This window comes from Cryptosporangium sp. NPDC051539 (assembly GCF_044454545.1).
Lineage (GTDB): Bacteria > Actinomycetota > Actinomycetes > Mycobacteriales > Cryptosporangiaceae > Cryptosporangium.
This window is the reverse complement of the sequence record NZ_JBITDV010000013.1, coordinates 1-23,518: the sequence shown is the minus strand read 5'-3', so window position 1 is coordinate 23,518 and position 23,518 is coordinate 1. Positions and strand designations below refer to the sequence as shown.

Genomic DNA, 23,518 nt, shown 5'->3' with positions numbered 1-23,518 from the left:
GGCGGCAAAAGCCGCGTTCGCCGGCTAACAACAGAGTAGCCGTTTCCCCCACCACGCATACGGCCGTTCGCGTCGAGGAAACCGCATTACAAATCGAGGCCGAACATCGCGATCCGAATCGCGCGTCAGGAAAGAAACTGCTGGACGAGGCCCCGAGCGTCCTCGGCACAGCCCCACGACATCGTGATTCCCGACCCGCCGTGACCGTAGTTGTGAATCACCACGGCCTCCCCCAGGTCGACGGCCTCCAGCCGTACCCGGGGCCGCGCGGGCCGCAGGCCGACCCGGATCGCTCGCAGCGGCGCATCCGCGACCGCGGGCTCGACACGTGCGCAGCGCGCCCGGATCTCGGCCGCCACGTGCAGATCGGGGTCAACGAGTTCGGCGTGTTCGACGAACGTTCCGCCCAGCACCACGAGATCGCCTTGCGGGACGATATAGGTCGGCGTCGACGACTCCGGGTAATCGGAAAAGAATTCCCGCAGTCCTGGATTCTCGACCACGAGCAGTTGCCCGCGAATTCCGTGCAGCGACGTGTCCGGAACGAGTTCGCGGGCACCGAGACCGGTACAGTTGACGATCATCGACGACATCGGCAGAAGGTCGTCCAGCCTATTCACCCGGCCGACCATTTCGACCACTACGCCGCGGTCCGCCAGGCACTTCGTCAAAAAGCCGAGATAGGTGACCATGTCGACCGCGGGAGCACGATAACGCCAGCCGGAGACGTATCCCGACGGAAGACCACGCGGGCCGACCTGCAGGAACCCATCCACCTGATGAGCCCAGTCGGGCGGCGTCACCTCTTCTGTCGCAGCTTCCACCCCCGACAACAACCGCACTCCGGAATCACTGCGACCCGACAATTGCCGCAGCCGCTCCCAGGTGCGCATGCTCCAGTCGATCACCCGATCGTCGTTGACCGCGTACGGGCCCCAAATCGCGCCGGCCACCGCCGAAGTCGTGTCGTGGGGCGGGCGATCGGAAACCAGGCGGACCGCGATACCGGCATCGACGAGACACAATGCCGTGGTGAGTCCGGAGACACCGGCCCCCAGTACGACAACGCCCGGTCTGGAATTGTCCGCCACCAGCCAACGATAACTGCAACCCCGCAATTCCAGGGGCGCTACGGCCGATCTAGGGACGAACCGGCGGGGCGGTGAGAGCGGCCGCACCGGGCCGGGCCCCGCCCCGCAGGGAGACCGTCTCGTCGGCGATCTTGGCCTGCAGTCGCAGGATGCCCTGCAGCAGCGCCTCCGGCCGCGGCGGACAGCCGGGCACGTACACATCGACCGGAATGATCTGGTCGACGCCCTTCGTCACGCAGTACGAGTCCCAGTACGGGCCGCCGCAGTTCGCGCACGACCCGAACGAGATGACGTACTTCGGCTCCGGCATCTGGTCGTACAACCGCCGGACCGCCGGCGCCATCTTGTCGGTCACCGTGCCCGACACGACCATCAGATCGGCCTGCCGCGGCCCGTTCGCAAACGGGATCACTCCGAAGCGGATGAAGTCGTGCCGCGCCATCGACGTCGCGATGAACTCGATCGCGCAGCAGGCCAGCCCGAAGTTGAACACCCAGAGCGAGTACTTCCGGCCCCAGTTCAGCACGAACTTGATCGGGTCGGGAAGCGTCGGCCCGGCGCCCCGCGGGGCCGAGGGAACGGTCGGCCCGGCGCCCCGCGGGGCCGAGGGAACGGTCGGCCCGGCGCCCCGCGGGGCCGGCATCGGCAGGTCGGTCGCCACCCGGCGAGCCTACGGCCTCGGACGCCGGCCCGCCCGCGCGAGCAGCGGTCGATCGTGGCTCGGCCGGGTGGGTCAGGACGTCACCAGCGATCGTGGACGTGCGGCCGGATCAGCCGGTCGTAGACCTCCGCCACCGCCGCGTGCGCTTCCTCCGGCAGCGGTGACAGCTCTCCGACAGCCGCGTTGTCGCGCGCCTGGGCCGCACTGCGCGCGCCCGGGATCACGCTGCTGACCTGCGGCTGGTCGATGATCCAGCGCAGCGCGAGCTGTGCGGTGGTCCACGACTCCGGCGCGACGCCGCGCAGCGCGCCGACCGCCTCCAGACCCACTTCGTAGGGGACGCCGGAGAACGTCTCGCCGACGTCGAACGACTCGCCGTGCCGGTTGAAGTTCCGGTGGTCGTTCGCCGCGAACGTCGTGCGCTCGTCGTACTTGCCGGACAGCAGGCCGCTGGCGAGCGGCACCCGCGCGATGATGCCGACGCCCGCTTCGGCGGCCGCCGGGAGCACGCGCTCGAGCGGCTTGAGCCGGAACGCGTTCAGGATGATCTGGACGGTGGCCACACCCGGCCGCGCGATGGCGGTGAGCGCCTCGTCGACGGTCTCGACGCTGACGCCGTACGCGGCGATCGTCTTCTCGCTGATCAAACTGTCCAGGATGTCGAACACCCGGTCGTCGGAGTAGACCGGCGTCGGCGGGCAGTGCAGCTGCACCAGGTCGAGTGTGTCGACGCCGAGGTTGGCGCGCGAACGGTCGATCCAGGCCCGCAGGTTCGCCTCGGTGTACGTCTCGGCCACGAACGGATCGGCGCGCCGGCCGGCCTTGGTCGCGACCGTGATGCCGGGGACCGCCGACCCGCTCGCCAGATAGGAGCGGATCAGCCGCTCGCTGCGCCCGTCTCCGTAGACGTCGGCGGTGTCGAAGAACGTGACGCCCGCGTCGGCCGCCGCGGCCAGGATGCCGATCGCGTCCTGCTCGTCGACGTCGCCCCAGTCGGCGCCGAGCTGCCAGCAGCCCAGCCCGACCACGCTCACGGAACGTCCGGTACGTCCTAGCTTCCGACTCTCCATGTGTTGAAGCCTAGTCACCCCTCTGGCGCCCGGGCGTCCAGGTAATGCACTATGCCTATCGGTTAGATCGACATCATCAGGGGGTTCGGTGCGGCGATCGCTGTCGGTGGTGCTCTCGATCGTGGTCCTGCTGGCGGTGTGGTGGGCGCTGGCCGCCGCGGAGATCTGGGACCCGATCTTCCTGCCGTCACCCGGCCGGGTCGCCGACGCATTCGTGTATTCGGTGACCTCACACAACGGCAGTCCCGGCTACCAGGGCTACTACCTCTGGGAACACCTCGGCGCGAGCCTCTGGCGGATCCTGCGCGGGCTGTTCTGGGCGATCCTGTTCGGAGTCCCCCTCGGCGTGGTGCTGGCGACCGTCGCACCGATCCGCGCCGTGGTCGAGCCGTACGTGGACTTCCTCCGTGCGCTGCCGCCGCTGGCGTACTTCAGCCTGCTGATCATCTGGTTCGGGATCGAAGACAGCTCGAAGGTGTGGCTGCTGTTCCTCGCGTCGTTCCCGCCGATCACGCTGGCGACGCTGGCCGGCGTGCGGCGCATCCCGATCGAGTACCTGGAGTCGGCCCGCTCGCTCGGCGCCGGGCGCTGGCAGGTCGTCGTCCATACCGTGTTGCCCTCAACGGCCCCGGACGTGCTGACCGGCATCCGGATCGCGCTCGGCTTCGCCTGGACGACGATCGTCGCGGCCGAGACGTCGAACGGAATTCCCGGCATCGGTGGCCTGGCCTGGGCCACGAAGAAGGAACTGCTCACCGACGTCGCGATCCTCTGCGTCATCACGATCGGCCTCACCGCCCTGGCGCTCGACGCCGTCCTCCGCCTGATCCAACGAGCCCTGGTCCCCTGGGCCGGGCGCATCTGACCGGCCTCACCCCCCACCTCTGAGCCCCCCACCTCTGAGCCCGCCACACCTCTGACAAGGAGCCCTGATGCGACTCCCACTCCGCCGTTTGACCGCGGCCGCGGCGGCCACCGCCCTGCTGCTGACGGCCGCCGCGTGCGGCGGTGACGACAAGGACACCGCCGACGGCGGCAAGCCGGGCAAGATCGTCATCGGCTACCAGCAGATCCCCAACGGCGACCTGGTCGTGAAGCACAGCAAGTGGCTCGAGCAGGCCTTCGGCAGCGGGACGTCGATCGAGTGGAAGCTCTTCGACTCGGGCGGCTCGGTCAACGAGGCGATCCAAGCCGGCTCGGTCGACATCGGCCTGGTCGGCTCCAGCCCGGCGTCCCGGGGGATCTCGTCCGGAATCAAGTACCGGGTGCCGTGGATCTTCGACGTGATCGGCAAAGCCGAGGCGCTCGCCGTCAAGGGCGGGGTCACCGACATCCAGGCCCTGAAGGGCGAGACGATCGCGACGCCGTTCGCGTCGACCTCGCACTACAGCCTGCTGGCCGCCCTCCAGGAAGCCGGTCTCGACGCCAAGTCGGTCAAGGTCATCGACTCCGAGCCGGACGCGATCCTGGCCGCGTGGAAGCGCGGCGACATCGACGGCGCCTACGTCTGGAACCCGGTCCTCGCGAAGCTGCTCGCCGACGGCGGCAAGACGCTCGTCACCAGCGCCGACCTCGCGCAGAAGGGCAAGACCACCTACGACCTCGCGGTCGTCACCGACAAGTTCGCCGACAAATACCCGGACGCGGTCAAGACCTGGGTCGCCCAGCAGGACAAGGCCGTGAAGCTCATCAAGAGCGACCCCGACGCCGCGGCGGCCGCGATCGCCGCCGAGCTCTCGATCAGCCCGGCCGACGCGAAGGCGCAGATGGGCGACCTCATCTTCGTCGACGCGGCGACCCAGGCGGGCGACGAATACCTCTCCAAGGGGTTGCCGGACAACCTCTACGCGACCGCGAAGTTCAACAAGGACCTGGGCCAGATCACGACCGTCCGCGAGGAGAAGTCGTACCAGGGGGCGGTGGACGCCTCGTTCGCGAAGTCAGTACCGCAATGATCCGGCTGACGGGCGTCGAGCACACCTACGACGGACGCGGCGGGCAGGTGAAGGCGCTCCACCGCACCGACCTCACGATCGAGCCGGGTGAGTTCGTCTCGGTGGTCGGCGCGTCCGGCTGCGGCAAGACGACGCTGCTCCGGATCGTCGCCGGGCTGGTGCGGGCCTCGGCCGGCACGGTCGAGGCCGACGGCGAGTGCGGCGTCGTGTTCCAGCGGCCGAGCCTCTACCCGTGGCTCTCGGTCGCCGGGAACGTCGAGTTCGGGCTCAAGATGCGCCGGGTGCCCCGCGCGCAACGAAAAGCTACGGCCCGGCAGTACCTCGACCTCGTCGGACTCGCCGACTTCGCGGACGCGGCGCCGTACGAGCTGTCCGGCGGTATGCAGCAGCGCTGTCAGATCGCCCGGGTGCTCGCCACCGAGCCGTCGACGGTGCTGATGGACGAACCGTTCGGCGCGCTCGACGCGCTGACTCGCGAGCGCCTGCAGGGAGAGCTGCGCCGGATCGCGACGGGCCGCACGGTGCTGTTCGTGACCCACAGTGTGGAGGAGGCCGTGCTGCTGTCCAGCCGCGTGCTGGTGATGAGCCCGCGCCCCGGGCGGATAGTGCTCGACCTCCCGGTCGGGAACGACGCCGCCCAGGACCGCTCCTCGCCGGCGATCCTGGCCGCCATCGACGAGGTTCGCGCGGTCGTCACGTCCACCTGAGAACGCCCTTGCGCCAGGCGTAGAGCAGGCCGAGCGCGAGCAGCCCGACGAAGATCCCCATCTCGACGAGCGTGGCGACACCGAACCCTGGGCGGTCGAAGACGACCGCCCAGGGGAAGAGGAACACGCTCTCCACCGCGAACAGCACGTAGAGGTACGCGTAGACGTAGTACCGGATCTGGGCCTGGGCCCAGTCACCACCGACCGGGTCGACGCCGCACTCGTACGTCGACAACTTCGCCGCGGACGGCTGGTGCGGCGCGAGCACCCGGTTGACGCCGAACGACACCGCGACGAACCCGACGCCGACGATCAGCAGCGCACCGAGCGAGGCGTACTGACCGAGGTAGGAGTCCACGGGCTCAGATTACGGCGATCGCGGTCACCAAGCCGATCGCGATGTTCGTGACGCCGAGCAGCACGGCGGCCGGCGAGACCTCCGGCTCGTGCACCAGGCGGCGCACGTCGATCCGGGCCAGGACGTTGAACACGAACGCCGCGACCACCTGGGCCACGATCCCGATCAGCCCGAAGATCGCGGTCGAGATCAGCCCCTCGACGAGCCGGCCGCCCGACGACCAGATCGCCGCGACGATGATCAGCGCGACCCCGAACACCGCGCAGGACGCCAGCACGGTCGCGTTGACGTTCTTCTCGTCGCGGATGATCACCGAGAGCCGCCCCGGCGTCGCCAGGTCGATCGCGTAATACCCGATCAGGAGCAGAACGAGGCCGAGCGCCGCGTAGGCCACGATCGAGCCCGCCCCCCGGCCGACCGCGTTCCAGTACGTGCTGTCCAGCGCGATTACTACCTCGGTGCTCATGCTGCCTCTCACTTGTGGATTCGGTGTGGCACGAACGAGGACGTGTCGTCGGTGATCAGCCCGGTGGTCTCGCGGATGCCCAGGCCCGCCGCCTCGTCCTCGACGACCCAGGCGCCCAGCACCGGACGCTGGCCGTCGAACTCCGGCAGCTCCCAGAACTCCTGGTAAACGAAGCCCTCGGCACCGTACTGCCCGTACGTCGCCTGAGTGCCGGAAGGCGTGACGATCTGCATGCTCGCGCCCTCGCGTCCGAGCAGGGGCTTCTGGATGTAGCTCAGCAACGGACCCGGGGTCCGCAGATACGCGGGCAGCAGGTTGGGGTGGTTGGGGTGCAGCTCCCAGAGCACCGCGAGCAGCGCCTTGTTCGAGAGCAGCATCTTCCAGATCGGCTCGACCCAGGTCATCGTCGGCAGCGCGTCGATGACGTTCTTGCCGAACAGGTCGTTGACCGCCCATTCCCAGGGGTAGAGCTTGCAGACCGTGCTCATCACGCGTTCGTCGAGGTCCACGAAACGCTTGAGCCCGTAGTGCCAGCCGATGTCCTCCACCGCGATCGACAGGCCGTTCAGACCGGCCTGCTCAGCGGTCTCCTGCAGGTAGGCGATCGTCATGACTTCTTCGCCGGACTCGTCCTCGTGGGTCCAGGTGAAGTGCACCGGGCCGGAGGGCGCGCGGGCGGCCACGTTCCGCCACCCCGCGACCAGCCGCTCGTGCAGTGAGTTCCACTGGTCGTCGTCGGGGTAGACGTCCTGCTTCCAGTACCACTGGATGATCGACGTCTCGACCAGGCTGGTCGGGGTGTCGGCGTTGTACTCGAGCATCTTGGCCGGGCCGGAGCCGTCGTAGCGCAAGTCGAAGCGGCCGAACAGATGCGGGTCGCGGCGCCGCCAGGACTCCTCGATCGAGGGAGCCACCCAGCCCGGGATGCCGAAGTCGGTGTACCGCTTGGTCGTGATGACGTGTTCGACCGCGTCCAGGCACATCTGGTGCAGCGTCTCGACGTCGGCCTCGATCGACAGGACCTCGTCCATCGTGAACGTGTAGTGCACCGATTCGTCCCAGTAGGGGCGAGTGAGGTGCTCGGGGTGGGACGTCCGGTGGAACGCCAGACCCTGGGATTCGATCAGGCTCTCCCACCCCGGCCGCGGGGTGGATTTCTCGCGCCGCACGGCGTCAGCTGCCGCTGGACGAGCGGTGGCCGAACCCGCCCCGCTGGATGGTCTTGCCCTTCGGCGTGGTGATCGTGGCGTCCTTGGGCTTGACTGTGGTGCCCTTGTAGATCCGGGAGCCCCGGCTGGTGCCGCCGTAGTACCAGTAGTAGCCGCCGTGGCTGCCGTAGTAGCGGTTGTTGTCGTCGCAGCGGTCGTCGTCCACGACGCGGTACGAGCCGTCGGACTGGTACGAGTTCCGGTCGACGCACCGGGCGGTGACGTTGTCACCGCCGCCGCAGGCGGCCACCGTCAGCGAGAGCGCACCGACCATCCCGATCTTCACCGTCGACGAGCTCATCCGGCGACGTTCGGGCCGTTTTTCCGGCGCCGGACGGCTGACGGGGATCTCTCGCTCGGTCGGGCCCACAGCTGTCACTCCCGTTCCCGGTCCTACGGTTCGATCGGCGACCGAGTGTAGAGCCATTTCGCGAGTTCACGCCTCTGCTGCTCGGTGTCACTACCCTGTCGCAGAACGCACTCGCCAGAAGGATCCGATGACGGTCGATTTCAGCATCAACGTCGCCGAGGGCGACGACGCCTGGGCCGACGCGCTGATCGGCGCACTTTCCGATCTCGGCGTGGGTCGGATCACCCGGGAGCCCCTCGCACCGGCCGAGGGGCCGGGGTGGCCGGTGGCCGTCATCGTGCTCAGCCCGCGGTTCTTCGCGGATCCGGTCTGCGCACGATCGTGGCCGCTGCTGGATTCCGCGGCCGCGCGCGGCGAGATCCGGCTGCTGCCGCTTCTGGTCGAGCGCACCCCGTTACCCCCGCCGCTCCGCGACTACCAGTACCTCGACCTCACTGGCACGGCGCCGGACGCCGCTGCCGCCTGGCTGCGCGACTACGTCCGCCCGATGCTCTCCGACGAGCACCCGCTTGCGCTGCGGGGCGAGGCACCGGTGCGGATCGCGGCGGTTCTCGCTCCCCACGACACGCACCTGGCCGCGCCGCTCGCGGCCGCGATCGGCGGGCTCCCGACGTCGCGGGGAGAGGCGGTCGGGGTCTGGTGCGCGTTCCGCCCCACCGCGGCCGACGACTGGGCCCGCGCGATCACCGTCTCGATGATCGCGTCCGAGCCGCCGGGAGTGCGACCGCCGCATCCGGACGACGCCGACCTCGTGCTCGTCTGCCTGAGCCGCGACCTGATCAACCAGGGCTATCTCGGCAGCGAGCCGTTCCGGCAGATCCTGCGGCGCCAAAGCGCCGGTCGGACGCTCGTCGTGCCGGTACTCGTCAGCGACGTGAGCTGGGATTCGTTGCCGCCCGGCCATGCCCCGGCGCTGCCACGGGGCCGGCCGCTGCTGCGGTGGGAGAGCCTCGACCAGGGCCTGCGCAGCATCGCCGACGGGATCCGGCAGATCATCACCCCGCGTCTCCCGCAGCCCGCGGTGCGCAACGCCCTCGCGCACACGCTCGACGAGGTGTTCAAGCGCAGCGGCGCTCCCACGCTGACGTTCGTCGAGCCGCCGGACTTCGACCGGTTCCTGTCGGCGCTGCGGGCGCCCGGGCGAGGCATCGTGCTCGAGGGTCCGTCCGGGATCGGCAAGACCACGCTGCTGCTCCGCGCGATCGAGCGCCTCGATCCGGCCCGGCACCCGGTGGTGCTCTCCGGCCGCCGCCGTGCCGACCGGGCCGCGATCGAGGAACTCCCCGACGGCCACGAAGGCACGGTCGCCGTCGACGACGTCCACCGCCTGCCTGCCGACGTCCGGCGCGACCTCGTCGACTACCTGAAGGTGCTGGCCGACGAGGAGTCCGGGAGCAAGCTGATCCTCATCGGCATTCCCGGCACCGGAGACAGCCTCGTCGAGCTCGCGCACGACGTCGCCACCCGGATCGACGTGTTCCGGCTCCCGGCCGTCAGCGACGCGACGATCGAGGAGATGGTGCGGAAGGGCGAAGACGCACTCAACGTCGAGTTCGTGCACCGGGCCCGGGTCGTGCTGGCCGCCGCGGGCAGCCTGCTGACCGCGCAGATGCTGTGCTGGGAGCTGGCGGCCGGCTACCGGATCGAGGGGACCCGGACCGAGCGCACCTCGATCGGCGCCGACGTCGGGCTCGTCCTCGACCGGGTGACCGAGGCCTGCGCCCGGAAGTACGGCCCGGCGCTACGCCGGCTCGCCGCACTCGACGGGTGCGTCCCGCTGCTGGCCGCACTCCGCGACAGCGGCTCGGTCGGGACGGACGGAGTCGTCCGGATTTCGGAGGCCGAACCGGGTCTGCGGCCCGGCTTCGACGCGATCAGGGCCGCCGGCGGGCTGCCCGCCGACGTCGCCGCGCACCTGCACTACGAGCCCGGCCATCTCCTGGCCGAGGATCCGCAGCTGCTGTTCTACCTGCGCCGGCTCTCCGTCGATCGGCTGTACGAGGTCGTCGGCAAGCGGCGTCCCCGCTCGCGCGACCAGGTCTTCGTCAGCTACAGCCACCGCGACCAGGCCTGGCTGGAGCGTCTGGAACTGCACCTGCGACCGCTCGTGCACAACGGCTCGATCGACGTCTGGTCCGACCGGCGGGTGCTCACCGGCGACCGCTGGCGTGACGAGATCGCCGACGCGCTCGACCGGGCCCGGATCGCGATCCTGCTGGTCAGCAGCGACTTCCTGGCGTCGGAGTTCATCGCGTCGATCGAGCTGCCGTCGCTGCTGCGGGCGGCCGCGTCCGGTGGCTGCCGCATCGTGCCGGTGGTCGTGAACCCGTGCCTGTTCAGCGACCTGCCGGTCCTCCGGGAGTTCCAGGCCGCCAACCCGGACGGTCGCCCGCTCTCCGGTCTCTCCGAGCACGAGCAGGACGAGACACTCCTGCGGGTGGCGCGGGTGGTGAAGGACCACGCGTGACCTGGCTCATTACGGTTTCGCGGCAACCCGGCGCCGGGATGCGGCCGGGCGAAAAGAACCACGTACGCTGACGCGGCGTTCAATTACCTACCGTTCGAGTCGGAGATCCGCATGATCCGTGCTTTGCCCGCCGCGGCCCTCGCTCTGTTCGTCGCGCTGGGGGCAGCCGCCTGTGCGCCGGCCGACGAGGACACCTCGTCGTCCGCGAGTGCCTCCGCCTCGTCGGACGCGTGCGCGGCCGGTTCGCTGGCCACGCTGAAGTCCGGCACGCTGACGATCGGTACCGACAAGCCCGCTTACGAGCCCTGGTTCTCGGGCGACGACCCGACGAACGGGAAGGGTTACGAGTCCGCGGTCGCGTACGCGGTCGCCGACCAGCTCGGTTACCCGAAGGACAAGGTCGCCTGGGTCACGGTGCCGTTCAACAGCGCGATCGCGCCCGGCAAGAAGTCGTTCGACTTCGACGTCAACCAGGTGAGCATCAGCGACGAGCGCAAGAACGCCGTCGACTTCTCGTCCGGGTACTACGACGTCCGGCAGTCGATCATCGCGCTGAAGAGTTCGCCGGCGGCGAAAGCGAAGTCGATCGCCGACCTCAAGGGTTTCAAGATCGGCGCGCAGGTCGGCACGACCTCGCTCGACCTGGTCGAGAACGTCATCAAGCCGTCCGCGAAGCCCTCGATCTACCAGAAGAACGACCTGGCCAAGGCTGCGCTGAAGAACGGCCAGGTGGACGCGATCGTCGTCGACCTGCCGACCGCGTTCTACATCACCGGTGCCGAGATCACCGACGCGACGGTCGTCGGCCAGTTCGAGAACACCGTCGGCACGCCGGAGCAGTTCGGGCTGGTGCTCGACAAGGGATCGAAGCTGACCGCGTGCGTGTCGAAGGCGACGTCGGCGCTGTCCGAAGACGGCACGTTCGCCAAGCTCGAGCAGCAGTGGCTTTCGGAAGCCACTAACGCGCCCGTCTTGAAGTGACCTCCCACGTAAAAAGCGAGCGGCAACTCGCCCGGGAGCGCTACCGCCGTTCCCGGGCGATCCGTTCGGCCGGGATCGCCGGTGCGAGCTCGCTGGTCGTGGTCGTCGCGCTGATCGTCGCGATCGTCAGCTCACCGGGCTGGTCCCGCGTCCGGGAGACGTTCTTCAGCTGGCACCACGCCAAGGACGCGTTCCCCTCGATTCTCGAGGGTCTCTGGCTCAACGTCCGGCTGCTGGTGGTGTGCGGGGCCGTCATCCTCGCGTTCGGCCTGGTCCTCGCCCTTCTGCGGACGCTACGCGGGCCGGTGTTCTTTCCGTTGCGCGCGCTGGCCACGGTTTATACCGACCTGTTCCGTGGCCTGCCGCTGATCATCACGCTGCTGCTGTGCATCTTCGGAATACCGGCGCTCCGGCTGACCGGCGTGACCAACGACCCGATCTACCTGGGCGGGTTCGCGCTGGTGCTCACGTACTCGGCGTACGTCGCCGAGGTGTTCCGGGCCGGCATCGAGTCGGTGCACCCGTCGCAGCGGGCCGCGGCCCGGTCGCTGGGGCTGAACTGGCGGCAGACGACCCGGTTCGTGGTGCTGCCGCAGGCCGTGCGCCGGGTGGTGCCGCCGCTGCTGAACGACCTGGTGTCGCTGAGCAAGGACACCGGCCTGGTCTCGATCGGCGGTGCGGTGGACGCGGTGTACGCGGCACAGATCTACAGCGGCAAGACGTTCAACTTCACGTCGTACGTGGTCGCCGGATTGCTGTTCATCGTGCTGACGATCCCGCTGACACGGCTCACCGACTGGGTGGCCGCGCGGATGAATCGGCGGCAATCGCAAGGAGGGACGGTATGACCTCGGTACTACGGGCCGAGAACGTCCGGAAGGTGTTCGGAACGCACGTCGTCCTGGACGACGTCGACCTGGACGTGCCCGCGCACACCGTCACCGTGCTGATCGGAGCGTCCGGCTCGGGGAAGTCGACGCTCCTGCGGTGCGTGAACCTGCTGGAGACGATCGACGACGGGGCCATCTTCCTGTCCGATCGCGAGATCACGGATCCGCGGGTGAACGTGGACGAGGTGCGGCAGCGGATCGGCGTGGTCTTCCAGGCCTACAACCTGTTCCCCCACCTGTCGGTGCTGGACAACATCACGCTGGCGCCGCGCCGGGTGCACCGGGTTCCGCGGCGCGAGGCCGAAGATCGCGCCCGGGCGCTGCTGGACCGCCTCGGCCTGGCCGCGAAGGCGTCCGACTACCCCGACCGGCTCTCCGGTGGGCAGCAGCAGCGCGTCGCGATCGTGCGGGCGCTGGCGACCGATCCCACGCTGCTGCTGCTGGACGAGATCACCGCGGCACTCGACCCGGAGCTGGTCGGCGAGGTGCTGAACGTCGTTTCGTCCCTGAAGGACGACGGGATGACGATGGTGATCGCGACGCACGAGATGGGGTTCGCCCGCGAGGTGGCCGACCAGGTCTGCTTCTTGGCGGACGGACGGATCCACGAGCGCGGCACCCCGCCCGAGATCTTCGGCGCGCCGAAGCAGGAACGCACCCAACAGTTCCTCCGCCGAATCACCGAGGCCCACCGCCTCTAGCGGACCGACTTGATGGGCTGGACGGTCAGGGCCGCGAGCACCGCCGTCACCAGCGACAGCGTGTAGAGGACCGGGTAGCCGAGGTCGTCCCGGCCGAAGAGGGAGAGCGTCGCACCCCCCAAGGCCCCCGCGAAAACGTACGGCAGGTTGTTCGCGACGTTGATGACGCCCAGATCCTTGCCGCGGTCCTCGGCCCGCGGCAGCACCTGCGTGATCAGCGCCTGATCCACCGCGGCGTAGCACCCGAACCCGATGCCGAGCAGTAGCGACCCGATCATCGCGGCCCAGAGGTCGGGCCAGAAGATGTAGAACACCGCCGCAACACCCTGCAGCACCGACGACACGACCACGAGGGCTTTGCGGCGACCGGTGCGGTCGGAGATCCGCCCGGCCGGAATCGCCGCCCCGACCGCGCCACCGGTGTAGAGCAGCGCCAGGTAGAGCGTCCACAGGTCCGGGTCGACGCCGACCCGGTCGCGCAGGAAGAACCACAGATACACCTGCGCCAGCGCGTTCGAGAGCTGGATGAAGAACCGCCCGGTCCACGCCCAGGCGAAGTCCGGGAACCGCAGCGGCGCCAGCGTCCCGGCCACGATCGCCCGGAACGACGTCACCGGCCGCTGTTCGGGCCGCAGCGGCACCCCCCGCGTCCACAGCGCGAACGGGAACGCCATGAACACGGTCAGCACCGCGAGCGCCAGGTACGCCGAGACCACTCCGGCGAAGAGCGTGCTGACCAGCGCGATCCCGATCAGCGGCCCGGCCGCCGACGCGATGCCCCACAGCGAGGACGCCCTGGCCCGCTCGGTCACGGGCACCTCGTCCGGCAGCGCGGCGGTCAGCGCGGCGCTGATCGACGAGAGCCCGACCTGCACCAGCGCCCAGATCACGACCATCCCGACGACCGTGTGCTGGTACCCCTGGAACACCAGGCCGACGATCGTGACGACGGCACCGAGGAAAACCCAGATCTGCCGCCGCCCACGCCCCGCCAGCGTCCGGTCGGAGTACGCCCCGACCAGCACGTTCACCACGATCGTCACCAGCGCCGCGACCAACGTGACGACGCTGACCACGGTTTCCTTGTGGTCCGGCGAAATCGACTCGGCCTGCCGCGGCAGCACGACCTGGGCCGCCCCGAACATCACCATGAAGAACGCGAAATGCCCCAGGGTCCAGGACGTGAGCCAGCGCCCGCCGGGTGACCGGGTCGGTTCGTCCAGCGCAGACCGGCTACCGACCTGGTCGGCCGGGTCAACAACCATCGGCGGGCCCCTCCAAACGTGAGCGCGACTCATATTCGGAGCAGGCCACTCCCGTGTCAGCCGAATCCCGAAATTCAGGCCCTGAAACGCAGTCGCGGCACGTTCTCCAAGGGTAGGTCCGGCGCGAGCGCGTCACTGCCGAACCGGAACGACCGGTCGGCGGGGCCGGACGTCGAGCTGTTCCGCACCAGCCAGATGTCGTACCCCCCATTGCCCTGCGACGGCGGATCGTTTCGGACGACACCCGGCGTGTCGACGCCGTCACCGTTCCAGTCGCCGGGCACCGGGAGGTCTCCGGCCGGGGAGCCGAACGTGAAGGCCCGGGACGCCGAGCCACCGCGGGCGTCCGACAGCAGCCAGCGGTTTCCGTCCCGGACCACGCCCGGGGTGTCGGCCCCGTCACCGTCCCAGTCACCCCAGATCGGCCGGTCGGTCGCGCGTCCGAACGAGAAGCGTCGTTCTCCGCGGATCGCCCAGGTCAGCGACCCGTTCGGCTCCACGTAGACGATCCCGACCTCGGCGGCGGCATCCGACGGGTCGAAGTTGCCTGCCACCGGGATGGAGCCCAGCCGGTCACCGGTCACGATCCGCTGGGCCCCGTAGTCGAAGCTGACCTCGGCCGGACCGGCGCTGTTGCTGTTGCGCAGCAGCCAGCGGTACCCGCCGCCGGGGAGCGTCCGGACGACGCCGACGGTCTCCCGGCCGTCGCCGTCCCAGTCGCCCATCACCGGCAGGTCACCGCCGGTGCCGTACCGGAACGCCGACTGGGCCGGGCCACCCGACGGCGACGTCCGCAGATACCAGTCGCCGCGGTGAACGAGGGCCGGCCCGTCCGGTCCCGCCGCGGAGGCCGGCGCCCCCCACCCGCAGAGAAGTAGAACAACAGCGACCACGCACGCCACGCTGCGCACCATCGTGGGCTCCTTCCGGCAGCAGCCGCACGCCGCCGCCGGAAGTAACGATTCTCGCCTCTGTCAAGTACGCAAAGTAGCCAACGCCTCCGCAGTGGCCAGGTACCGCCCGTATCGCGCGTCGAGGCTCCGCGTGGGCTCGTGCCGCCGCACCACGCGGACGCACGCGTCCACGGCGGCGCCGAGGTCGGCGAACGCCCCCACGCCCGCCCCGGCGAGCATCGCCGCACCCCGGGCACCGGCCTCGGCCGCGTCCGTCACTTCGACCGGCAGGCCGAGCGCGTCCGCGAGCAGTTGCGACCAGGCCGCGCTGCGCGCGCCTCCCCCGCAGAGGCGCGCGGCTCCCACCAGCGGGAACGACGAGCCGAGCGCCTCGACGTGCCACCGGTGGTTGAACACGATCCCCTCCAGGACCGCCCGGTAGACGTCCGCGGCCGTGTGCCACCCGCGTAGCCCGACCAACCCACCCCCCGACGACGGCACCGGACCGCCGTAGAGGAACGGCAGGTAGAGCGGATCGTCCACCACCGGCGCCAACGCGCCGTCACGCAGCGCCGCCGAGATCACGGACTCGTAGGACGCTCCCCCGAACTGCCGCACCGCCCACTCCAGGTTCGACGCTCCGCTGGGCGACGTCGACATGTGCAGCCAGCGCGGCGAGGCGCCGTCCGGGAAGAACGTGCGGGCCTGCCAGCGCGGGTCGACGACCGGCGCGTTGCCGACGACCTGATTGATGCTGAACGTTCCGAGCACCAGGCTGAGGGCGCCGGTACCGATCGCGCCGATGCCCAGCGCGTTGGCGTCCACATCGTGGCAACCGGTGACGACCGGGGTACCGGGACGCAGGCCGGTCCGTTCCGCGGCGGTCGCCGTCACCGTTCCGGACACCACCGACGAGCGGCGCATCGGCGGCAGCAGCCGGGCCACGTCCTCCAAGCCGTACAGCTCGAGAACGGCGGTGGACCACTCCTGGGTCCACAGGTCGGTGGCGAACGCACTGGCGTCGGTCGGGTCGGTCGCCACCTCGCCGGTGAGGTTGAGCGACAGCCAGTCCTTGCAGTACAGCAGCGCCGCGGCCCGCTCCAGGGCCGAGGGCTCGTGTGCGCGCAGCCAGGCCAGGATCGAGACCGGGCTGTAGGGCAGCGGGACCGAACCGGTCATCGCCAGCGCCGACTCACCGGTCAGCTCGCACAGCCGGGCGGCCTCGGCCACCGCCCGGGAGTCGGTCGCGAGGACGGCCGGCCGCACCGGCCGGCCGGCCCCGTCGACCAGGTGCAGACCGTCGTTGTGGCCGGCCAGCCCGACCGCGAGCACCGCGGTCGGATCGACCTCCGAGACGTCCAGCACCTGGCGCACCGCATCGGCCGCCGCACCCCAGGCGGCGTCCATGTCCCGCTCCTGCCAGTGCGGGTGCGGCGAGCTGACCGCGGTGGTGGCCCGGGCGACCGCCACCTCGTGACCGGAGGGGTCGAACAGCGCCGCCTTGATGACGGTCTGCCCGGCATCGATACCCAGCAGGTACCCCTCCGGGTAGGTCACGGGATGACCTCGATCTTCCGTCCCTTCCCGGCTGCGAACTGGTCGAGAGCCGCGGCGTACGAGTCCAGCGGCAGACGGTCGGAGATGAACACGTCCGGGTCGAGGACGCCGCTCGCGAACAGCTCGGCGGCCCGTTCGAAGCTGTGCAGCACAGCCATCGAACCGGTGATCGTGATCTCCTGGTTGTAGATCTTGTACGGCTCGATCGTCGCCCGCGCCGCGTAGTCCGAGACACCGAACTGCAGGAACGTGCCGCCCTTGCCGACCCGGCTGAGCCCGTCCTGGATCGCCTTGGCGTTGCCGGTCGCGTCGATCACGAGCTCCCAGCCCCGCGGCCGCTCGAACTCGTCCGGCGTCGCCCCGGTCGCGCTGACCCCCAGTTGAACCGCGGTCTTCAAGCGCTCCGGGTTCAGGTCGACGATCTCGACGCTGGCCGCGCCGACGCGTTTGGCCAGCTGGAGCATCATCAGGCCCATCGTGCCCGAGCCGTAGATCAGCACGTGCGCGCCCAGCTGCGACTTCAGGACGTCGTACCCGCGCACGGCGCAGGAGAGCGGCTCGATCAGCGCCGCGTCCTCCGTCCGGACGTTGTCCGGCAGCTTGACGCAGTTCGCGACCGGTGCGACCGCGTACTCGGCGGCGCCACCGGCCGTCGTGACGCCGATCGCGGCCCACCGCTCGCACAGGTTGTTCTTGCCGAGCCGGCAGTAGTGGCACTCGTGACAGTAGAGCGACGGGTCCACCGCCACCCGATCGCCCACCGCCAGTTCGTTGACCTCCGAGCCGATCTCGACGACGACGCCCGCGAACTCGTGCCCGGGGATGACCGGCAGCGTCGGCGCGAACTCCCCCTGCAGGATGTGCAGGTCGGTGCCGCACAGGCCGCAGGCGGCGACGTCGACCACGACCTCACGCGGACCGGGCGTCGGGTCGTCGACGGTCGTCACTTCGACCGCGCCGACTCCGGTGATGACGGCAGCTTTCATGGAGCAACTCCTATTTGACGGCGCCGAGGGAGAGACCTTGGACGAGCTTGTCCTGAGCCGCGAACCCGGCGGCGAGAACCGGGAGCGAGATTGCCGTCGCCGCCGCGCACACCTTGGCCAGGAACAAGCCTTGGCTGGTGACGAAGCTGGTCAGGAACACCGGTGCGGTCTGCGCGACCACGCCGGTGAGTACCCGGGCGAACAGCATCTCGTTCCAGCTGAAGATGAAACAGATCAGTGAGGTCGCGGCGATGCCGGGCATCGCGACCGGGACGATGACCCGGCGCAGCACGGTGATCAGGCCGGCGCCGTCGATCGCGGCGGCCTCGAGGATCTCGACCGGTACCTCGGCCAGGAACGACCGCATCATCCACACCGCGATCGGCAGGTTCATCGAGGTGTACAGGATGACCAGCGTCCAGACGTTGTCGAGCATCCCGGCCTTCTGCGCGATCAGATAGATCGGCAGCAGACCGGCGACGGCCGGCAGCATCTTCGTCGACAGGAAGAAGAACATCACGTCGGTCCACTTCCGGACCGGCCTGATCGACAGCGCGTACGCCGCCGGGATCGACAGCGCGAGCACGATCAGCGTCGACACGATCGACGCCATCGCCGAGTTGATCAGCGGCGGCCACGGCGACGCACCGCTGGTCGCGCCGAAGAACTCGCGGAACCCGTCGAGCGTGAGCCCGGCGGCGATCGACGGCGGGTTGGTGGCCGCGTCCGACTCGCTGTGGAACGCGGTGAGCACCATCCACGCGACCGGCAGGAAGAACACGATCCCGACGATCCAGGCGACGAGGCCCAGGAGCGGGGCCGCTCTCCCGCGGGACGGACCCGCCTTCGTGGGTTTCGCAGCAACGGCGGCGGTCATGCCCGACCCTCCTCTTCCTGGAACAGCGACGAGACGACACGCAGTGCGAACGTCGCGATCGCGATCGTCCCGATCACCACGACCACCCCGGCCGCGGACGCCCGTCCGTAGTCGTGGGCCTGGTAGAAGGTCTGGTAGATCGTGTACGGCAGGTTCGCCGTGCCCAGACCGCCGGACGTCAGCGTGAACACCGCGTCGAAGTTCTGGACGATGTAGATCGAGCCGAGCAGCGCACCCAGCTCCAGGTACCGCCGCATGTGCGGCAGCGTCAGGAACCGGAACATCTGCATCGGGGTCGCGCCGTCGACCCGGGCCGCTTCCAGCGCGTCCAGCGGCTGGCTCTGCAGGCCGGCCAGCAGGATCAGCATCATGAACGGCGTCCACTGCCAGACCAGCGACGCGACGACGGCCGCGAGCGGCGCCTCGGTGATCCAGTCCGGCTGCGGCGCGTCCGGCCCGAACAGCCAGGTCAGGATGCCGTTGAACAGGCCGTACTCCGGGTTGAACAGCGCGTGCTTCCAGAGCAGCGCGGCCGCCACCGGAACGACCAGGAACGGCGCGATCATCAGCGTGCGCACGAAGCCCCGGCCGCGGAACGTCCGGTTGAGCAGTAACGCGATCCCGAGGCCGAAGATCACGCTGATCAGCACGACCGAGACCGTCAGGATGATCGTCGTGACGACCGACGAGCGCAGGCTCGCGTCGGTGAACACGTCGGCGTAATTGCCGACGCCGGCGAAGCCGCGCTGGTCGGGGTAGAGCGAGTTCCAGTCCATGAACGAGATCACCAGCGTGGCCACGAACGGCAGCTGGGTGACGATGATCAGGAACACCAGGGCCGGCAGGAGCGGTGCCCGTCGGGCCCAGTCTCCGGCGCGGCGCATGGCTGCGGGCGGGCGGCGGTTGGTGCCGGGAGTTGCGGTCTCGGCAGTCGGTGCGATGGCGGTCATGGGTACCCCCTTCGGGCGCCATCTCGGTGCGGTGCCGGCCGGGCCGCCGTGGCGGCGGCCCGGCCGGTGGGGGCGACTACTTGTACTTGTCAGCGACCTTCTGAGCGAGGTCCTGACCCTTGTCAAGGGCCTGCTGGACGGTCTGACGCCCGGCGATTGCCGCGCTCACTTCCTGCGAGACCTGGGTACCGAGGTCGGTGAACTCCGGGATACCGACGAACTGGATGCCCGGTGCCGGCCGCGCCTGCACACCCGGGTTCTCCGGGTCGGCGTTGCTGATCGCCTCGTCCGTCACCTTGTAGAACGAGGCGGCGGCCTTCTGGTACTCGGGGTTGTCGTACAGCGACTGACGCTTACCGGCCGGCACGTTCGCCCAGCCGATCTTGCTGCCGACGAGGTCCTCGTACTTCGCGCTGGACGCCCAGGACATGAACTTCCAGGCGTTGTCCTGCCGCTTGCTGGCCTTCTGGATCGCCCAGGCCCAGGTGTACAGCCAGCCCGAGCTCTTGGTCTTGACGACCGGCGCCTCGACGTAGCCCAGCTTGCCGGCGACCGGCGAGTCCTTGGCCTCCAGCGAACCGGCGGCCGACGTGGCGTCGTACCACATGGCGGTCTTGCTCTGCTGCATGTTGTTCAGGCACTCGGTGAAGCCGGCCTGCGGAGCACCGGACTCGCCGTGCTTGCGGACCAGGTCCACGTAGAACTGCGTGGCCTGCTGGAACTCCGGCGCGTTGACCTTCGGGGTCCAGTCCTTCTCGAACCAGGTGCCGCCGAACGTGTTGACGACGGTGGTCAGCGGAGCGAAGACCTCGCCCCAGCCGGGGAGGCCACGGAGGCAGATGCCCCGCATGCCGGGCTGCGCGTTGTCGACCCTCGCCGCCAGATCGGCGACCTGCTGCCAGGTCGGCTTCTCCGGCATCTTCAGGCCCTTGGCCGCGAAGACGTCCTTGCGGTACATGAGGAACGACGACTCACCGTAGAACGGCTCGGCGTAGAGCTTGCCGTCCTCCGCGGTCAGCGACTTCGTCATCGAGCCCAGGACGTCGTCCTGGTTGAACTCTTTGTCCTTGCTGACGAAGTCGTCGAGCGGCGCGAGCCAGTTGTTCTTCGCGTACGACGGCACCTCGAAGTTCGAAATCGTGGCGACGTCGTACTGACCGGCCTGGCTGGAGAACTCCTGGCTGATCTTGTCGCGGACGTCGTTCTCCGGCAGCACCGTGTAGTTGACCTTGATGCCGGTCTGTTTGGTGAAGTTGTCCGCGGTCAGCTTCTGGATGTCCAGCATCTGCGGGTTGTTGACCATCAGGACGTTGACTGTCTTGCTGTCGCTCGAGCTGCCGCCGCCGCCGGCGCCACTACAGGCGCTGAGCGCCATGGACGCAATGACGACAGCAGAGAGCGAAGCAACTACTCTGCGTATTGGCCTAACACCAGCGAGAGCCACGAGCGCCTCCGACGGAGTGATTCGAGTGGGGGTTGGTTACTTCGGGTTACTGCTCACGATCAGGGTCCCGCGGCGGGAACCCCGAGATCGTCGATCCGGACACGAGCGGGGCGGGCCGTCGTGGCGACGTCTCCCGCCGTGGACGGCAGCAGGCAGGCCGCCGTCCCCCAGGCCACCGCGTTCCGGAGCCTTCCGTCCGGCTCCGGTGGCCCGGCGAGCCACCCGGCCAGCAGAGCGTCGCCGGCACCGGCCGTGTTGACCGGGGTCACCGGAGTCACGGACCCGTGCAGTGCGGACTCCGGGTCCACCCAGACCGCCCCGTCCGGACCGAGGCTGACGAGCACGCCGCCACCGGTGTCTCCGGCGAGCGTGTGTGCGGCGTCGAGTGCGGCCCGGACTAGCGGTCGTCCACCGGGCGGGAACACCCGGCCGGTGAGTTCGGAGAGTTCGTCGGCGTTCGGCGCCAGGACATCCGGCCCGGCCTCGGCGGCGGCCAGCAGCGCCGGGCCGGAGGCGTCCACCGCGGTCTGAGCACCGGCGCGACGGCCGGCTTCGACGATCCGCGCGATCAGCTCCGCCGGGGTGTCCGGAGGGAGCGAACCGCAGCAGACCACCCAGTCGGCGCCGTGCGCGAGGTCCTCGACGGCCGCGACGAGCGCGTCGGCGTCCGCCGGGGTGAGCGCGGCGCCCGGGGCGTTGACCTTGGTCGTCCGCCCGGGCTCCAGCAGCGTCACGTTGGTCCGGACCGGCGCATCGGTCGCCACGACCCGGTAGGTGAGGCCTTCGGCCTCCAGGAGCGTCGCGAGCTGCGCGCCTTCCGGGCCGCCGGCCGGCAGCACGATCCCGGTCCGGACGCCTGCGGCGTGCAGGACGCGCGCCACGTTGACGCCTTTGCCACTGCCTTCGACGGTGTCGGTGGACGCTCGGTTGAGCTCGCCGAGCCGGAGGCCGTTGAGGACGAACGTGCGGTCCAGGCTCGGGTTCGGGGTGACCGTGAGAATCATGCGCGGATCACCTGAGGCCCGAGTACGGAGTAGCGCTGGGCCTCGACCGCCGACAGACCGGTGTCGGTGACGATCGCCTCGAAGTCGGCCACCGACGCGAACCGGCAGAAGCTGTTGACGCCGAACTTCGTGTGCACGCCGGCGAACACCCGGCGCCGCGAGGCCCGGACGACCTGCGCCTTGACGTTGGCGACCGCGGGGTCGGGCGTGGTGAGGCCGTACCGGCGCGAGATGCCGTTCGCGCCCAGGAACGCCAGGTCGATGACGAAGCCGGCCAGCATCTGGGTGGCCCAGTGGTCGACGGTGGCCAGCGTGCGCCCACGGACCCGGCCACCCAGCAGGTAGACCGTGGTGTCGGGCTTGGTCGCCAGATGGCTCGCGACCGGGATGCTCGCGGTGATCACGGTCAGCGGCCGGCCGGGCGGCAGCGCCTCGGCGACCAGCTGCGGGCCGAAGCCCTCGTCGATGAAGACGGTTTCGGCGTCACCGAGCAGCTCGACCGCGGCGGCGGCGATCCGGCGCTTCTCCGGCACCCGGAGCGTCGCGCGGTTGGCCAGGTTGGTCTCGAAACCGGCACTCTCCACCGGGTAGGCGCCGCCGTGCGTCCGTCGGACGAGGCCGTGCTGCTCGAGGAGGCGCAGATCCCGGCGGACGGTTTCGGGCGCGACCGCGAGGTCGGCCGCGACGCTGCTGACGTCGACCCGGCCGTCGCTGCGGGCCCGGGCAAGGATGCGGTGTTGGCGTTCCTCAGCGCGCATCCCGGCCTCCTTTGGCAACCGCCCGGATCGACGCCGATCTCGGGCTGTTCTCGGTTGTGTGACCTGTTTAACACCTGCCCTTAACGGGTCCAACAGGTTCCTTCGCCGGAATGCTGCCCGGTTGTGCCCGACTCGGGCATCGGCTTCCACCCTGGTGATGCAGGTAACTCCACGATTCCGACGCGCGGCGTTCGCCCGGATCCAGGCAGGAGGCTGTCCGTATGACGCCCGTCCGGCAACATCGGCCGCTCGGCGCGGCCGGGCACTCCGGCGTCCGGCCGAACGTTCCCGCCGGTCGCGTGACCGAATCGTGACCGATCGGCGCCACCCGGGCGGAGTCAGCCGGCGGGCTCGTCGGTCGGGGCGGGCGACTCGACCGGGTCAGCGCCGGATTCCAGGTCGCCGTCGATCCAGCGGCTGTCGCCATCACGCCACTCGGACCGGGATTCCTCTCCATCGGTCCAGGGCGCGCTCTCGGTGGGTTCGCTCATGACTTCCTCCTCGGGATCGTGGTCTCTCACCTTCGGAATACCCCGCGCACCGCGAGCCCGCGCAATGCACGGGGAGTAGCCTTCGTCCGCGCCGCTCAGGCGATCCTCTGTGACGGCGGTAACAAGGGCCTCGGCCCCGGACGCAAAGCCGAGAACACTGACATACCGACGTAGCATCGGGACCAAAGTCCGGCAACAGGCCGCACCGGCGCCCGAGGTGCGCCAGAGGAGGACAGCCGAGTGAGCAAGCAGGTCCGGCGCTTGGACCGGGTGGTGATCCGGTTTGCCGGTGACTCCGGTGATGGGATGCAGTTGACCGGGGACCGGTTCACGTCCGAGACCGCGTCGTTCGGTAACGACCTGTCCAC

Annotated in this window: 24 protein-coding genes; 7 read left to right on the top strand and 17 right to left on the bottom strand. The window is 69.6% G+C overall.

Translation table 11 applies throughout. The features are described 5' to 3' along the window. Positions 1–125: 125 nt before the first annotated feature. The 3 genes from ACIBZJ_RS33925 to ACIBZJ_RS33915 form a co-directional block, all read right to left on the bottom strand. The gene (locus ACIBZJ_RS33925; protein ID WP_395937037.1) at positions 126–1,091 is read right to left on the bottom strand and encodes an FAD-dependent oxidoreductase; all 966 of its coding nucleotides are present in this window, start codon (positions 1,089–1,091) and stop codon (positions 126–128) included. 49 nt (positions 1,092–1,140) lie between these two features. After that, a complete protein-coding gene (locus ACIBZJ_RS33920; protein ID WP_395937507.1) occupies positions 1,141–1,734 on the bottom strand; it encodes an NADH-quinone oxidoreductase subunit B in 594 nt (197 codons plus the stop codon). A gap of 98 nt (positions 1,735–1,832) precedes the next feature. Next, the gene (locus ACIBZJ_RS33915) at positions 1,833–2,822 is read right to left on the bottom strand and encodes an aldo/keto reductase (RefSeq protein WP_395937035.1); all 990 of its coding nucleotides are present in this window, start codon (positions 2,820–2,822) and stop codon (positions 1,833–1,835) included. Between the two features lie 88 nt (positions 2,823–2,910). Here ACIBZJ_RS33915 and ACIBZJ_RS33910 point away from each other — a divergent pair, with 88 nt between their 5' ends. The 3 genes from ACIBZJ_RS33910 to ACIBZJ_RS33900 all read left to right on the top strand — a co-directional run bounded on the left by ACIBZJ_RS33910 (position 2,911) and on the right by ACIBZJ_RS33900 (position 5,484). Then, the gene (locus ACIBZJ_RS33910; protein ID WP_395937033.1) at positions 2,911–3,687 is read left to right on the top strand and encodes an ABC transporter permease; all 777 of its coding nucleotides are present in this window, start codon (positions 2,911–2,913) and stop codon (positions 3,685–3,687) included. Between the two features lie 67 nt (positions 3,688–3,754). Continuing rightward, on the top strand, positions 3,755–4,777 hold the full coding sequence (locus tag ACIBZJ_RS33905; protein WP_395937031.1) for an ABC transporter substrate-binding protein: 1,023 nt from the start codon (positions 3,755–3,757) through the stop codon (positions 4,775–4,777). After that, positions 4,774–5,484, top strand: coding sequence for an ABC transporter ATP-binding protein (locus ACIBZJ_RS33900; protein WP_395937029.1), 711 nt, complete (start codon positions 4,774–4,776; stop codon positions 5,482–5,484). The genes ACIBZJ_RS33905 and ACIBZJ_RS33900 overlap by 4 nt, the downstream gene beginning before the upstream one ends. Here the strand turns inward: ACIBZJ_RS33900 and ACIBZJ_RS33895 are convergent. The 4 genes from ACIBZJ_RS33895 to ACIBZJ_RS33880 are packed head-to-tail and all read right to left on the bottom strand — an operon-like array spanning position 5,471 to position 7,817. Continuing rightward, complete coding sequence (locus tag ACIBZJ_RS33895; protein WP_395937027.1) at positions 5,471–5,842, bottom strand: NADH-quinone oxidoreductase subunit A; 372 nt, start codon at positions 5,840–5,842, stop codon at positions 5,471–5,473. The genes ACIBZJ_RS33900 and ACIBZJ_RS33895 overlap by 14 nt on opposite strands. A 4-nt stretch (positions 5,843–5,846) precedes the next feature. Further along, positions 5,847–6,308, bottom strand: coding sequence for a DUF350 domain-containing protein (locus tag ACIBZJ_RS33890; protein ID WP_395937025.1), 462 nt, complete (start codon positions 6,306–6,308; stop codon positions 5,847–5,849). An 8-nt stretch (positions 6,309–6,316) separates the two neighbouring features. After that, positions 6,317–7,477 (bottom strand): glutathionylspermidine synthase family protein, encoded by a 1,161-nt coding sequence (locus tag ACIBZJ_RS33885; protein ID WP_395937023.1) that lies wholly within the window; start codon positions 7,475–7,477, stop codon positions 6,317–6,319. A 4-nt stretch (positions 7,478–7,481) separates the two neighbouring features. After that, positions 7,482–7,817 carry a hypothetical protein gene (locus ACIBZJ_RS33880; protein WP_395937021.1) on the bottom strand — a complete coding sequence of 112 codons (336 nt, stop codon included), beginning with the start codon at positions 7,815–7,817 and terminating at the stop codon, positions 7,482–7,484. A 196-nt stretch (positions 7,818–8,013) separates the two neighbouring features. On the opposite strand from ACIBZJ_RS33880, the gene ACIBZJ_RS33875 reads away from it, so the two are divergent. The 4 genes from ACIBZJ_RS33875 (at position 8,014) to ACIBZJ_RS33860 (ending at position 12,925) form a co-directional block, all read left to right on the top strand. Next, entirely contained in the window at positions 8,014–10,353 is a 2,340-nt protein-coding gene (locus ACIBZJ_RS33875; RefSeq protein WP_395937019.1) for a TIR domain-containing protein, read from the top strand. A 111-nt stretch (positions 10,354–10,464) separates the two neighbouring features. Further along, on the top strand, positions 10,465–11,334 hold the full coding sequence (locus tag ACIBZJ_RS33870) for an ABC transporter substrate-binding protein (protein WP_395937017.1): 870 nt from the start codon (positions 10,465–10,467) through the stop codon (positions 11,332–11,334). Continuing rightward, a complete protein-coding gene (locus ACIBZJ_RS33865; protein WP_395937015.1) occupies positions 11,331–12,182 on the top strand; it encodes an amino acid ABC transporter permease in 852 nt (283 codons plus the stop codon). Before ACIBZJ_RS33870 ends, ACIBZJ_RS33865 begins: the two co-directional genes overlap by 4 nt. After that, positions 12,179–12,925 carry an amino acid ABC transporter ATP-binding protein gene (locus ACIBZJ_RS33860; protein WP_395937013.1) on the top strand — a complete coding sequence of 249 codons (747 nt, stop codon included), beginning with the start codon at positions 12,179–12,181 and terminating at the stop codon, positions 12,923–12,925. The genes ACIBZJ_RS33865 and ACIBZJ_RS33860 overlap by 4 nt, the downstream gene beginning before the upstream one ends. On the opposite strand, the gene ACIBZJ_RS33855 is transcribed toward ACIBZJ_RS33860, so the two are convergent. From ACIBZJ_RS33855 to ACIBZJ_RS33810, 10 genes are all read right to left on the bottom strand, one after another. Continuing rightward, a complete protein-coding gene (locus ACIBZJ_RS33855; protein WP_395937011.1) occupies positions 12,922–14,190 on the bottom strand; it encodes an MFS transporter in 1,269 nt (422 codons plus the stop codon). The genes ACIBZJ_RS33860 and ACIBZJ_RS33855 overlap by 4 nt on opposite strands. Positions 14,191–14,264: 74 nt before the next feature. Further along, positions 14,265–15,104, bottom strand: coding sequence for a hypothetical protein (locus ACIBZJ_RS33850; RefSeq protein WP_395937009.1), 840 nt, complete (start codon positions 15,102–15,104; stop codon positions 14,265–14,267). Positions 15,105–15,164: 60 nt separating this feature from the next. Further along, positions 15,165–16,640: an FGGY-family carbohydrate kinase gene (locus tag ACIBZJ_RS33845; protein ID WP_395937007.1), complete on the bottom strand. Its 1,476-nt coding sequence runs from the start codon at positions 16,638–16,640 to the stop codon at positions 15,165–15,167. After that, positions 16,637–17,626, bottom strand: coding sequence for a zinc-dependent alcohol dehydrogenase family protein (locus ACIBZJ_RS33840; RefSeq protein WP_395937005.1), 990 nt, complete (start codon positions 17,624–17,626; stop codon positions 16,637–16,639). The genes ACIBZJ_RS33845 and ACIBZJ_RS33840 overlap by 4 nt, the downstream gene beginning before the upstream one ends. Before the next feature lie 10 nt (positions 17,627–17,636). Continuing rightward, entirely contained in the window at positions 17,637–18,503 is an 867-nt protein-coding gene (locus tag ACIBZJ_RS33835) for a carbohydrate ABC transporter permease (protein WP_395937003.1), read from the bottom strand. Beyond that, a complete protein-coding gene (locus ACIBZJ_RS33830; RefSeq protein WP_395937001.1) occupies positions 18,500–19,453 on the bottom strand; it encodes a carbohydrate ABC transporter permease in 954 nt (317 codons plus the stop codon). Before ACIBZJ_RS33830 ends, ACIBZJ_RS33835 begins: the two co-directional genes overlap by 4 nt. Before the next feature lie 76 nt (positions 19,454–19,529). Then, positions 19,530–20,828, bottom strand: a complete 1,299-nt coding sequence (locus ACIBZJ_RS33825) for an ABC transporter substrate-binding protein (protein ID WP_395936999.1) — start codon at positions 20,826–20,828, stop codon at positions 19,530–19,532. A 128-nt stretch (positions 20,829–20,956) separates the two neighbouring features. Beyond that, positions 20,957–21,901, bottom strand: a complete 945-nt coding sequence (locus ACIBZJ_RS33820) for a 1-phosphofructokinase family hexose kinase (protein ID WP_395936997.1) — start codon at positions 21,899–21,901, stop codon at positions 20,957–20,959. After that, complete coding sequence (locus tag ACIBZJ_RS33815; protein WP_395936995.1) at positions 21,898–22,659, bottom strand: DeoR/GlpR family DNA-binding transcription regulator; 762 nt, start codon at positions 22,657–22,659, stop codon at positions 21,898–21,900. Before ACIBZJ_RS33815 ends, ACIBZJ_RS33820 begins: the two co-directional genes overlap by 4 nt. Positions 22,660–22,997: 338 nt before the next feature. Further along, positions 22,998–23,150, bottom strand: a complete 153-nt coding sequence (locus ACIBZJ_RS33810; RefSeq protein ID WP_395936993.1) for a hypothetical protein — start codon at positions 23,148–23,150, stop codon at positions 22,998–23,000. Between the last annotated feature and the right edge of the window lie 368 nt (positions 23,151–23,518).